This window comes from Zavarzinia sp. (genome assembly GCF_041650655.1).
Lineage (GTDB): Bacteria > Pseudomonadota > Alphaproteobacteria > Zavarziniales > Zavarziniaceae > Zavarzinia.
In genome coordinates, this window is sequence record NZ_JBAZKR010000114.1 from 1 (window position 1) to 11,142 (window position 11,142).

At 68.4% G+C, this 11,142-nt stretch carries 13 protein-coding genes; 4 read left to right on the forward strand and 9 right to left on the reverse strand.

Annotated elements, in window-relative coordinates; genetic code table 11:
• Together WC493_RS19070 and coxB are read right to left on the reverse strand one after the other, a co-directional pair.
• Positions 1-932: cbb3-type cytochrome c oxidase subunit I (locus WC493_RS19070; RefSeq protein ID WP_373067416.1), on the reverse strand; the 932-nt coding region annotated here is incomplete at its 3' end.
• A 22-nt stretch (positions 933-954) separates the two neighbouring features.
• Complete coding sequence (gene coxB / locus WC493_RS19075; protein ID WP_373067418.1) at positions 955-1,815, reverse strand: cytochrome c oxidase subunit II; 861 nt, start codon at positions 1,813-1,815, stop codon at positions 955-957.
• 334 nt (positions 1,816-2,149) lie between these two features.
• Between coxB and tldD the strand changes: the two genes are divergently transcribed.
• Positions 2,150-3,592, forward strand: coding sequence for a metalloprotease TldD (gene tldD, locus WC493_RS19080; RefSeq protein ID WP_373067421.1), 1,443 nt, complete (start codon positions 2,150-2,152; stop codon positions 3,590-3,592).
• Between the two features lie 5 nt (positions 3,593-3,597).
• Positions 3,598-4,146, forward strand: a complete 549-nt coding sequence (locus tag WC493_RS19085; protein WP_373067423.1) for a nucleotidyltransferase family protein — start codon at positions 3,598-3,600, stop codon at positions 4,144-4,146.
• Position 4,147: 1 nt separating this feature from the next.
• On the opposite strand, the gene WC493_RS19090 is transcribed toward WC493_RS19085, so the two are convergent.
• From WC493_RS19090 to WC493_RS19100, 3 genes are read right to left on the reverse strand one after another with little or no spacing between them, the layout of a single operon-like run.
• Complete coding sequence (locus tag WC493_RS19090; RefSeq protein ID WP_373067425.1) at positions 4,148-4,537, reverse strand: type II toxin-antitoxin system VapC family toxin; 390 nt, start codon at positions 4,535-4,537, stop codon at positions 4,148-4,150.
• Positions 4,524-4,799 carry an AbrB/MazE/SpoVT family DNA-binding domain-containing protein gene (locus tag WC493_RS19095; protein ID WP_373067428.1) on the reverse strand — a complete coding sequence of 92 codons (276 nt, stop codon included), beginning with the start codon at positions 4,797-4,799 and terminating at the stop codon, positions 4,524-4,526. The genes WC493_RS19090 and WC493_RS19095 overlap by 14 nt, the downstream gene beginning before the upstream one ends.
• Positions 4,800-4,854: 55 nt before the next feature.
• Positions 4,855-5,820, reverse strand: coding sequence for a hypothetical protein (locus WC493_RS19100; RefSeq protein WP_373067430.1), 966 nt, complete (start codon positions 5,818-5,820; stop codon positions 4,855-4,857).
• Positions 5,821-5,930: 110 nt separating this feature from the next.
• On the opposite strand from WC493_RS19100, the gene WC493_RS19105 reads away from it, so the two are divergent.
• On the forward strand, positions 5,931-6,407 hold the full coding sequence (locus WC493_RS19105) for a hypothetical protein (protein ID WP_373067433.1): 477 nt from the start codon (positions 5,931-5,933) through the stop codon (positions 6,405-6,407).
• Here WC493_RS19105 and WC493_RS19110 read toward each other — a convergent pair.
• The 4 genes from WC493_RS19110 to WC493_RS19125 all read right to left on the reverse strand — a co-directional run bounded on the left by WC493_RS19110 (position 6,397) and on the right by WC493_RS19125 (position 9,703).
• Positions 6,397-6,990 (reverse strand): NAD(P)H-dependent oxidoreductase, encoded by a 594-nt coding sequence (locus WC493_RS19110; protein WP_373067444.1) that lies wholly within the window; start codon positions 6,988-6,990, stop codon positions 6,397-6,399. The genes WC493_RS19105 and WC493_RS19110 overlap by 11 nt on opposite strands.
• 2 nt (positions 6,991-6,992) lie before the next feature.
• Positions 6,993-8,354: a glutamate--cysteine ligase gene (locus tag WC493_RS19115; protein WP_373067435.1), complete on the reverse strand. Its 1,362-nt coding sequence runs from the start codon at positions 8,352-8,354 to the stop codon at positions 6,993-6,995.
• 111 nt (positions 8,355-8,465) lie between these two features.
• A complete protein-coding gene (locus WC493_RS19120) occupies positions 8,466-8,894 on the reverse strand; it encodes a hypothetical protein (RefSeq protein WP_373067437.1) in 429 nt (142 codons plus the stop codon).
• Positions 8,895-8,980: 86 nt separating this feature from the next.
• Entirely contained in the window at positions 8,981-9,703 is a 723-nt protein-coding gene (locus WC493_RS19125) for an alpha/beta fold hydrolase (protein ID WP_373067440.1), read from the reverse strand.
• A 145-nt stretch (positions 9,704-9,848) separates the two neighbouring features.
• Between WC493_RS19125 and WC493_RS19130 the strand changes: the two genes are divergently transcribed.
• On the forward strand, positions 9,849-11,142 hold a 1,294-nt coding region (locus tag WC493_RS19130; RefSeq protein WP_373067442.1), incomplete at its 3' end, for a haloacid dehalogenase-like hydrolase.

The window sequence follows — 11,142 nt, forward strand, 5'->3', positions numbered from 1 at the left end:
ACGACGCCGATCGCGACCATGGCATAGGCCATGCCGAGGTAGCCGAACACCGGCTTGCGGCTGAAGGTCGAGATGATGTGGCTGATGATGCCGAAGCCCGGCAGGATCATGATGTAGACTTCGGGGTGACCGAAGAACCAGAACAGATGCTGGAACAGGATCGGGTCGCCACCGCCGGCCGGATCGAAGAAGGCGGTGCCGAAGTTGCGGTCGGTCAGCAGCATGGTGATGGCGCCGGCCAGCACGGGCAGCGACAGCAGCAGCAGGAAGGCGGTGACCAGCAGCGACCAGGCGAACAGCGGCATGCGGTGCAGGGTCATGCCCGGCGCCCGCATGTTGAAGATCGTGGTGATGAAGTTGATCGCACCGAGGATCGACGACGCACCGGAGAGGTGCAGCGACAGGATCGCCAGGTCGACCGCCGGCCCGTCATGGGAGACCACGCCCACGACGTTGGAGGACAGCGGCGTGTAGATCGTCCAGCCCGTGCCGACGCCCGGATCCGAGCCGATGCCCGGCACGAAGACCGAGGTCAGCAGCAGGATGAAGGAGGGCACCAGGAGCCAGAACGAGATGTTGTTCATGCGCGGGAAGGCCATGTCCGGCGCGCCGATCATCAGCGGCACGAACCAGTTGCCGAAACCGCCGATCATCGCGGGCATGACCACGAAGAACACCATGATCAGGCCGTGGCCGGTCACCAGCACGTTGAAGAGGTGGTGGTTCTGGATCCACTGGGTGCCCGGCTCCTGGAGCTCCAGGCGCATCATGATCGACATGGCGCCGCCGATCAGGCCGGCGACGATCGCGAAGATCAGGTAGAGGGTGCCGATGTCCTTGTGGTTGGTCGAGAACAGCCAGCGCCGGAGGCCGGTCGGATGGCCGTGGTCGCCGTGGTCGTCGTGACCGTGAGCGGCTGCATGTGTCGCCATGAGCTAAATCCTTGTCTGACGGTCAGTTCGCGGTGGCCGGCGCGGCCGTGGCGGCGGCCAGCTTGGTCGGGGCGGCGTCGGGGATGCCGGCCTGTGCCTTCATCTTGGCAACCCAGGCGGCATAGTCCTCCTTGCTGACGACCTTCACCTCGACCGGCATGAAGCCGTGGTCGGAACCGCAGATCTGCTGGCACTGGCCGAAATAGGTGCCGGTCTTCTCGGCCCGGAACCAAGTCTCGTTGATGTGGCCGGGGTTGGCGTATTTCTGCACGCCGAAGGAAGGCACGGCCCAGGAATGGATGACGTTGTCCGAGGTCACGAGGACGCGCACCGTGGTGTCGACCGGCACGACCATGGGGTTGTCGGTCGACAGCAGGCGGATCTTGCCGTCGGTCGCTTCCGCCTCGGTACGGGCGGCGATACGCGATTCGACCGTGAAGTCGCCGGCATCCGGATAGGAATAGGCCCAGTACCACTGGTAGCCCTGCACCTTCACGGTCAGCTCAGCGTCCGCCGCCTTGTCCGAATAATAGAGCAGGCGGAAGGACGGGATGGCGATCACGACCAGGATCATGATCGGCGCCACGGTCCACAGCACTTCGATCAGCGTGTTGTGCGAAGTCCTGGACGGATTGGGATTGGCGCTCGCGCGGAAGCGGATCATCACATAGACCAGCAGCGCTGCGACCAGCACCACGATGGCAAAGATGATCGCCAGCAGCAGGTCGTGGAAGGAAGTGATCCTCTCCATGACCGGCGTCGCTGCCGGCTGCAGGTTCAATTCCCAAGGCGTCGGCTGGTCCGCCAGGGCGAGGCCCGGCAGGCCGGCACCGGCCATCAAGGTGAAAAGGCCAGTCTTGGCCCGGTTGATCGTCTGACCCATGGGTCGATTCAACTCCCGCTGCTATGTCGGGACGGGATGCCGATTTCTGCCCCCGTCGCCCCTCCAAATCCTGCCCCCGGCAGCCTTCACAGGCCGGCCGGGAATCGATCACTGCGCGGCATCCGCACCGATCGGTCATTCTTTTCACGGCAGTATAGCGTCTCCGCATCGGGAGCCACGAACCACCCCTGTCTTGCGACGTTATGACGCAAACTGCCTTTGATCCACGTCATTTCTTATAACGCCTGACGATCCTGCCTTCTAGCGGTGACGGACCCGTGACGGAAGCCCCCTTATCCCCCATATTCAGAGGGATGAGCGAAGGAGTCTTCCAATGTCACAGTCCGCCGACGATCTCGTCCCCGACGCCTTGTTCTTCCAGCGTGCGGGTCTCGATCCCGCCCGGGTGGACCGGCTGGTGGACGAGGCGCTGACCGGTGCCGACGACGGCGAGTTGTTCCTCGAATATGCCCAGTCCGAATCACTGGCCTTCGACGACGGCCGCCTGAAGTCGGCCAGCTTCGATACGTCGCAGGGCTTCGGGCTGCGCGCCGTCGCGGGCGAGGCGACCGGTTTCGCCCATGCCGCCGAATTGTCCGAGGAAGCGATCGCGCGTGCCGCCCGCACCGTGAGGGCGGTCGCCCAGGGCCACGGCGGGGTCATGGCGGCCCCACCGCCGGGCACCAACGCCAAGCTCTATGTCGAGGACAATCCGCTCACCACGGTCTCCTTCGAGGAAAAGACCAAGCTGCTGGCCGAGATCGATGCCTATGCCAGGGCAAAGGACCCAAGGGTGAAACAGGTTTCGGCCTCGATCTCCGGCTCGTGGCAGGTGGTGGAGATCGTGCGCGCCTCGGGCCTTCGGGTACGCGACGTGCGCCCGCTGGTTCGGATCAATGTCTCGGTCGTGGTCGAGGACGGCGGCAAGCAGGAATCGGGCAGCTACGGCGCCGGCGAGCGCGGCTTCTTGACCAAATACATGGACCCTGCCCATTGGCAGGGGGCGGTCGACGAAGCGCTGCGCCAGGCGCTGGTCAATCTCGACGCGGTGGCGGCGCCGGCTGGTGAAATGCCTGTCGTGCTGGGTGCCGGCTGGCCCGGCATCCTGCTGCACGAGGCGATCGGCCACGGGCTCGAGGGCGACTTCAACCGCAAGAAGACCTCCGCCTTCTCCGGCCTGATGGGCACCCAGGTGGCGGCCAAGGGCGTCACCGTGGTCGACGACGGCACGCTGCCGGGCCGCCGCGGCTCGCTCACCGTGGACGACGAGGGCACGCCGACCAACCGCACCACGCTGATCGAGGACGGCATCCTGGTCGGTTACCTGCAGGACCGGCTGAACGCCCGCCTGATGGGCATGAAGCCGACCGGCAACGGCCGGCGCCAGTCCTATGCCCACAGCCCGATGCCGCGCATGACCAACACGATCATGCTGGGCGGCAATGCCACCCGGGACGACATCGTATCGAGCGTGAAGAACGGCCTCTATGCGGTGAACTTCGGCGGCGGCCAGGTCGATATCACCTCGGGCAAATTCGTCTTCACCTGCACCGAAGCCTACCGGATCGAGAACGGCCGGATCGGCCCCGCGGTGAAGGGCGCCACCCTGATCGGCAACGGGCCGGACTGCCTGACCCAGGTGCGCGCCGTCGCCAACGATATGGCACTCGACCCCGGCATCGGCACCTGCGGCAAGTCGGGCCAGGGCGTGCCGGTCGGCGTCGGCCAGCCGACCCTGCTGATCGACGGGCTGACGGTCGGCGGCACGGCGGCCTGACCCCCATGCTGCGCCACGCCGCCGCCCTGGCGGCGCTGGTCGCAGCCGATCCACAGCGCCGGCAGGTCTTGGCGCAGGTCCGCCGGCTGGGCCTGCCGCAGGCCTGGGTCGCGGCCGGTTTCGTGCGGAACCTGGTGTGGGACCATCTGCACGGTCGCCCGCGGGCACTGACCGGCGACGTCGATGTCATCTGGTTCGATCCGGCCCGTGCCGACCCGGCGGAAGACCGGGCCGCCGAGGTGCTCCTGGCCGAGGTCTCGGCCGGCGTCGCCTGGTCGGTGAAGAATCAGGCCCGCATGCACGTCCGGAATGGCGACCAACCTTATGCTTCCGCCCTCGACGCCATGCGTCACTGGCCGGAAACGGCGACCGCGGTCGCCGTCCGCCTGACCGGGGACGGCAGGATCGCCGTCGCCGCCCCCTTCGGCCTGGATGATCTCTTCGCCCTTCGCCTCGTGCCGACCCCCGCCTTCGCCGGGGCGCGGCGGGCCGTGATCGAGGCGCGGGCGAAGGACAAAGCCTGGCGCCGGCGCTATCCGGAACTCGTCGGATGATTCAGCACAGGCGAACCTTCGTGTCGCCAGCGGCGCGGGCGGTGGCGGCAAGGCGGCGGTCGAAGGTGGCGAAACCGTCGCAATGCACGGCCAGGCCGAGATGCAGGGCGTCGGCGAAATCCATGCCCCGTTCTGTCCGGTCCAGCGCCAGGGCGACACTCGCCGGGGCTTCCACCGTGACGCGCGGCAGTCCGGCGAAAGCGCGGAGCGCGCGCGCCACGTCGACCGCCGCGAAGCCATAGGCGCTGCGCAAGACCCAGTCGGATTCGAGCAGCACGGTCACCCCGACGAAGACGTCCTCGCCGTCGATCAGGGCGCGGGCAGTGGCCGATTGCTGTGGATGATCGCCGGTCAGGTAGCGGACGACGATATTGGCATCAATCGCCAGCAAGGCGCCGCTTCGCTTCGGCCAGAACGGCGGCATCCATTTCCTCGATCGTGCGGGCGCGGCCCGTCACCGGCAGCGAGGCGAAGACATCGTCCGCCGCCGTCTCGGGAAAATGCGGGGCGGGCCGGAGCAGTACCCCGTCCGGCGTTTCTTCGACGACGAGACGTGTCCCCGCGGCCCATTGGCGCCGGTCACGGATCGCCTTGGGCAGGATCAACTGACCCTTGGTGGAGAGGACGGTCGTCGGCTTGCCGGGTGCCGCCATGATGGGCCTCGTGTCGGTAAGATCGAGGTAAGAATATAATGCTGGCGGCGGCGCCTCACAAGGCCGGCCGCTCGGGCATGATCAGGCTGGCACGCAGGCGGGCGAGGGGGGCTTCGTCGTCGAAGGTCAGGTGGCCGCCTTGTTCGGCGATGCCGAGGGCGGTGAAGAGGGCGGGCAGGTCGGTCGCCACGGGTCTGTCGGCCATCTCGCCGTAGAGGCGGGCGAGGACATGGGTGCCGGTGGCGGCGTCGCCCGTCTCGATCAGTCGTTCCATGGTCCAGAAGGCACCATTGCCGCCGCTCGCCCGGTTGATGGCGCGGAAGGCGTCCTGCAGGCCCTTGGCATTGCCGGTCTCCTGGCGGATCGCGATGTCGGCCAGCAGGCAGAAGGTGGCGCCACCCCAATAGGTGCGGCCCCAGGTGTGGGTGAGGTCGAGGCCCCGGTCGTCCGGGCCGGGTTCGCCCTTGGGCATGCCGTGGAAGGAATCGCGCCAGGCCCCGGCCTGGTCCAGGAAGCCGGCCTGGGCGCGGGCCAGCGGCTCGACATAGACGGCGCTGCCCTCCTGGATCCACAGGTGGCGCTCGGCCAGGCGGGGCAGGGCGAGGTGGGTCATCTCGTGCACCATCACCCAGTCGCGGCGGAAGCCGGCGGCGTCGGTGCCGGGTCCGACCACGACCCGGATGGCCGAGCCGGCGTGGCCCCAGGTGGTGCCGCCGGAGACGCCCGCACCGTCGCCCGCGACCACCAGGATGCCCACCCGCGCCACCGGAAAGCGCCCGAAATAGGTCGTCACCGCGGTCGCGGCATCGCGGATCCAAGCCAGCGCGAGGTCCCGGTCGAGGCCCGGCGCCCCCTCGGCGAAACTGACGGCGATGTTCCCGCCGCCGATCGTCAGCACGGCGTCGGCCGGTGCCGCCAGCGCGGCATAGACCTCGTCCGGGTCCTCGAAGGTCGCGGCCCGGGCCGGCGGCGACATCAGGACGAGCAGGGCCAGAAAGGCGGCGGCAAGGCGGGCGGGCATGGCGTCCTCCACCGAAAGAAGGGGGCACCGAAAGAAGGGGGCGGAATCAGGCTGCCGTGGCAAGATCGCCGAAACAACAGGGTTAACGGCCCGAGGGAGGAGAGAGAAACATGCCTGATATGTCACCCGAGGCGCGCCGGCTCGCCGGGCACGGCGCCCTGGTCTTGATTTTTGGTCTTCTGGCCGGTTTCGCCATCGGCTTCGTCGTGCTCGGCGGCTTCATTCTGGACCCGCTGCCCAGCGCTACCTTCCCCTTCCCGGGCAGCGAGCGGGGCTGGCGGGCCATGCATATCGGCTCGCTGCTGAACGGCGTGATGGCGATCGCCGTCGCCGCGGTGCTCGACCGCGTGGTGGCCGACGTCGGGCGGCGGCGCCTGATCGCGGGCGTCATCGCCTTCGCGATCTGGGCCAATACGATCTTCTATCTATTTGCCAATTTTGCCGCCAACCGCGGCCTGTCGCCCTGGGACAATGCAGTCGGCCCGGGCTCGATCATGGGCTTGATCGCCTTCGTGCCGGCGGGAATCGCCGCCTTCATCACGATCTGGGTGCTCGGGCTCTTCGCCCGTTCGGCCTTCAGGGGCTAGCGTCTCGATAGCCGGCGTCGGCCGCCCGGGCCAGGAAGCGGGCCCGGGCCTCGGCCGTCGAGTGCCGGATCGGGGCGCAGACGGTGCGCCGGACCGGCTTCACGCCGCAGAATTTCAGCACCGTCTGGGTCATCATGCGGTGCCCGGGCGCGCCATAGACCAGCCAGTTGAACCAGCCCGGCGTGTCGGAGGTGACGATCAGCCGTCCGCTCCGCCCCTTCAGGAGGCCGTCCGGCAGGGGCTGGCGCTCGCTCCGGTAGGCGAAGGCGAAGCCGGGCAGGAAGCAGCGGTCGAGGAAGCCCTTCAAGAGGGCGGGCACCGAACCCCACCAGATTGGATAGACGAAAACCAGATGCTCCGCCGCCAGGATCGCCGCCCGCGCCGCCTGGAGATCGGGCTCGAGTTCCATGCGCGAGCGGTAACCCTGGCGCAGGATCGGGTCGAAGGCGAGGTCACCCAGGCGAAGGCGCGAGACCTCGGCCCCTGCAGCGCTTGCCGCTCCCGAATAGGCCTCTTCCAGGGCGGCGCAGAAACTGTCGCCCGCCGGATGCCCCAGGATGGTGAGGATCCGGCGGCCTTTCATGGTCAATAGGCGTATTCGGCGAAGAGCTTGGAAATATCGCCCTGCCAGCGGCCGTGATAGGCCTCCAGCAATTCGTCCGCCGGGCTCTTGCCGGATTCGACGCTGCGCAACAGGACCTGGATGAACATGGTCTCGTCGCTGCCCATGCCGTTGTCGGCCGCGCGGCGGTGGAGCCCCGCCTCGGCGATCTCCAGCACACGCTCGGCGAGGTCGAGCACGGTGCCGCCCCGGAAGGGCGCGCGCAGGCCGAGCTTCGGCACGGCGGCACGCAAGCCCTCGCGCTCTTCCGCCGTCCAGTCGCGGACCAGGTCCAGGCAGGCGTCGAGCGATTCCTGGCAGTAGACCAGCCCGACCCAGAGCGCGGGCAGGGCGCAGAGCCGCTTCCACGGCCCGCCGTCGGCGCCGCGCATCTCGATGTAGCGTTTCACCCGGGCTTCCGGGAAGAGGGTGGTCAGATGGGCCGACCAGTCGCCCAGATGGGGCTTCTCGCCCGGCAGGGCGGGCAGGCGGCCGTCCAGGAAATCGCGGAAGGACTGGCCCGAGGCGTCGATGTATTTGCCGTCGCGGTAGACGAAATACATCGGCACGTCGAGCGCCCAGTCGACGTAACGCTCGAAGCCGAAGCCCTTGTCGAAGGCGAAGGGCAGCAGGCCGGTGCGGTCGGGATCGGTGTCCGACCAGATGTGGGCGCGGTAGGACTGGAAGCCGTTCGGCTTGCCCTCGGTGAAGGGCGAATTGGCGAACAGCGCGGTCGCCACCGGCTGCAGGGCGAGGGCGACACGCAGCTTGTCGACCATGTCGGCCTCGGACGAAAAGTCGAGGTTCACCTGCACGGTCGAGGTGCGCAGCATCATGTCGAGGCCGAGGTTGCCCTTCTTCGGCATGTAGGCGCGCATGATGTCGTAGCGGCCCTTGGGCATGACCGGCACCTGCTCGCGCTTCCAGGTCGGCGCGAAGCCGAGGCCGATGAAGCCGAGGCCCAGCTCTTTGGCCACCGCCTGCACCTGTTCGAGGTGCTGGCCGACTTCACCGCAGGTCTGGTGGATCGTCTCGAGCGGTGCGCCGGAGAGTTCGAACTGGCCGCCCGGCTCCAGGCTGATCGAGGCGCCATGGCCTTCGAGGGCGATGATGTTCTCGCCCTCGTAGACAGGCGCCCAGCCGAAGCGGCGAAGCCCTTCCAGCATGGCGCGGATGCCCGACGGCCCGCCATAGGGTACCGGGCTCAGATCGGCCAGGTTAAAGCCGAATTTCTCGTGCTCGGTGCCGATCCGCCAGTCCTGGCGGGGCTTGGCGCCTTCGGCCATCCATTCGACGAGCTGGCGTCGGTCCTCGATCGGCGCGCCCGCCGCCTGAACACCCGACATGGTCAACCTCCCGCCCTAGTTGGTCCGTTGACTAGCCGAAAGGAGAACGGCCTGTCCACCTGTTCGCCATGCAGGGCGGTCATGCGAAGGGCGGTGGGTTCCATGATGAAACTAGGGGTGCAGACGGTGACCGTCCCGGATATTGAGGCCGAGAAGGGCGATGTTGAGGGCGCCGGCGACCAGTTCCACGGCCTGGATGCCGTAGAAGGGCGTGCCGAAATCGCCCGAGGCGGCCAGGAAGGCGAGGGCGAAGGCGCAGGGCATGAGCACCAGAAGGCCGTTGCCGGCGGCGACCAGGGTGCGCCGTCGCTTCGCCTCGATCAGGGTGTGGCGCCGCCGTCCGGCCAGGCGCCGCCCGCTCAGCCCGGCCGCCGCGAGGCAGGGCAGGAGCAGCAGGAAGCCCCAGGGAATCGAGGTCTTCACCGTGGCGATCAGCGTCCGGTCGCCGAAGATCTCGCTGCCCACCGTGGCCAGCCAGAAACAGGCGATGACGGCGAGGGCGGTGCCGCCGGCCGCCGGGTGCAGGCGTCTGAGCCACATGGTGGTGTTCCTTCTCGCGCTACGACCGGGACGGTGCCCCAGGCGGCGTTGGTTGTCGAGCGGGCGAAGCGCCGCGCCCCGGCATCTCAGGGCGTCTCGGTGCCGCCGGCCAGGCTGCGCACCACGAGGTCCAGCACTTCGGGGGCGAAGCCCATGCCGCTGTGGCTGGTCGTCACTTCGACATGGGTTACCATTTTCTCCTCGGGGCTGAGACAGGCGCGCCAGCCGACGATGCCGTCGCGCCGGCTGTAGATCGCGGTGACCGGGACTTGCAGCGGTACTTCCTCGCGCGCTGCCATGCGTTCCTCGGCCCGCTCGAAATCGAAGCCGCGGGCCTTGAACAGGGGGGCGAGGACAGTGTGCTTCGGCCCGCCCTTCACCGGGCTGCCCAGGGTGACCACGCGGGCGACCAGGTCGGGCCGGCTGCGCGCCACTTCCCGCGCGATATAGCCGCCCAGGCTCCAGCCCACCAGGGCATAGGGGGTGGCGAAGGCGGCGACCCGGTGCGACAGGCGTTCGGCGAAGCGCCGCGCCAGATCGGGCACCGCGCCCGTGTTGCGGCCCAGGCCCCAACCTTCGGCCTTGAAGCCGTGATGGTCGAGGCAGCGGCGCAGCAGCAGGGTGGTGGCGTCGTCCATGCCATAGCCGGGCAGCACGGCGACCCGGGCCCCGTGGCCGACGTCGCGGCCCGGGCTCAACCGCGCCTTCGCCGCCGAGGCGAGGCCGCGCAGGAGATCGAGCCCCGCACCCAGCTCGCGCAGGCTGTCCAGCGGGTGCGGCGGCCGCCCTTCCTTCTCGTTCGGCTGCATGGAGGTTTCCTTTCCCGCGAAGAGCAGAACCCGGACGTCCCGGATTGGCAAGGGGCGGGCAGAAGGGACTTGACCACGGCGCCCGCCGCTGGCGACAAGGGGTCTCTTGGCATCGGCCCGTCCCGGGTCTTCGAGAGCAGGTGGAATGGGCAAGTCCCCGGAAGCGGCCGCGCGCGCCACGATGGAAGAGGTGCAGGCGGCACTGGATGCGGCCGAGGGCCTCGTCTTCGTCGACTTCGACTACACGTTGCTCAGTGCCAGCAGCACGGACGAATATCTGCGCCGTGCCCGCCCTGGCATCCTGGTCAGCATGATCCTGGCGGGCCTGCGCGGCCTGGTGCCCTGGCGCGTGCTGGGCCGCCACGGCTACCGCCTGGGCGACTATCTGGCGGTCGTCGCGGTCACCCTGCTGATGCCCTGGACCTTGCTGCGCTGGCGGCGCGAGGCGGCCGCTTTCTTCGCTGAACGAAGCCGCCACCCCCTGGCGGAAGCGCTTCGCCGCCTGCCGCCGGAGCGGATCGTCATCGTCACCTTCGCGCTGGATTTCCTGCTCCGCCCCATGCTGGCGGGCAGTTCCTTCGAGGGCTGCCGGCGCCTCTCGACCGGCCTGCTGCCGAGGCCGGGCGCCCTGCTGGCCGGCAAGCGCGCCCTTCTGCAACGGCATTTCTCGGCGGCGGAACTCGCCTCGGCCGTCATGCTGACGGATTCGGAAGATGATCGGGACGCCCTGGAGGCGGTCGGGGTGCCCCTGCTGATCGCGCCGACCGGCCCGGTCTACGGCGCGGAGGAGAGCCTCTATTTCCCGATGCGCTATACGGGCCATGCCAAATACGGCAAAGCCTACGTGCTCTACAACAGCCTGCTGCGCGAGCTGCCGATCCTGGCGCTGGCGACCTGGCCGGCGGCGGGGCCGACGCTTCCCTGGGCGCTCGGTCTGCTCGCCCTCTTCATGTCGGTCCTGACGATCTACGAGATCGGCTATTTCGAGAACGACCAGGTCGCGGCCAAGAAGGAAGTGGCGCCGACGCTGCGGCCCGAGCATCTGCTCTATGAAGGCTTCCCGCTGGCCCGCCACGCCTGGCCCTGGGGCATCGTGCTCGGCCTCCTGGGCTGCCTGCTGGTTTCGCTCGGACCGGCCGGGGAATGGCCGGCGCCGGAGCGCCTTGGCCGGCTGGCGGCGACCTGGGTCGCCATCCTGGTGGTCATCCGCCTGGTCTTCTACCGTTACAACCGGTTGACCGAAGTGCAGCGGATCATGCTCTACCCGGTGCTCCAGGCGGTGAAATATTTCGGCTTCATCATCGTGTTGCCGGCACGGCCGATCGGCGTGTTGCTGATCGTCGCGCAGATCCAGGCACTGTGGATGGCCTATGCGATCTATCGTGCCGGCGGCAACAAGCGGGCGATCACCGTCGACATCGTGCGCTTCGCCGCCTTCG

What these genes read in the sequence shown, in the direction of transcription:
- WC493_RS19095 (WP_373067428.1), bottom strand. Translation starts at nt 4,799, where the DNA reads ATGGCGGCACCCGGCAAGCCGACGACCGTCCTCTCCACCAAGGGTCAG.
- WC493_RS19105 (WP_373067433.1), top strand. Translation starts at nt 5,931, where the DNA reads ATGCCTGATATGTCACCCGAGGCGCGCCGGCTCGCCGGGCACGGCGCC.
- WC493_RS19110 (WP_373067444.1), bottom strand. Translation starts at nt 6,990, where the DNA reads ATGAAAGGCCGCCGGATCCTCACCATCCTGGGGCATCCGGCGGGCGAC.
- WC493_RS19115 (WP_373067435.1), bottom strand. Translation starts at nt 8,354, where the DNA reads ATGTCGGGTGTTCAGGCGGCGGGCGCGCCGATCGAGGACCGACGCCAG.
- WC493_RS19100 (WP_373067430.1), bottom strand. Translation starts at nt 5,820, where the DNA reads ATGCCCGCCCGCCTTGCCGCCGCCTTTCTGGCCCTGCTCGTCCTGATG.
- WC493_RS19085 (WP_373067423.1), top strand. Translation starts at nt 3,598, where the DNA reads ATGCTGCGCCACGCCGCCGCCCTGGCGGCGCTGGTCGCAGCCGATCCA.
- WC493_RS19125 (WP_373067440.1), bottom strand. Translation starts at nt 9,703, where the DNA reads ATGCAGCCGAACGAGAAGGAAGGGCGGCCGCCGCACCCGCTGGACAGC.
- WC493_RS19120 (WP_373067437.1), bottom strand. Translation starts at nt 8,894, where the DNA reads ATGTGGCTCAGACGCCTGCACCCGGCGGCCGGCGGCACCGCCCTCGCC.
- tldD (WP_373067421.1), top strand. Translation starts at nt 2,150, where the DNA reads ATGTCACAGTCCGCCGACGATCTCGTCCCCGACGCCTTGTTCTTCCAG.
- coxB (WP_373067418.1), bottom strand. Translation starts at nt 1,815, where the DNA reads ATGGGTCAGACGATCAACCGGGCCAAGACTGGCCTTTTCACCTTGATG.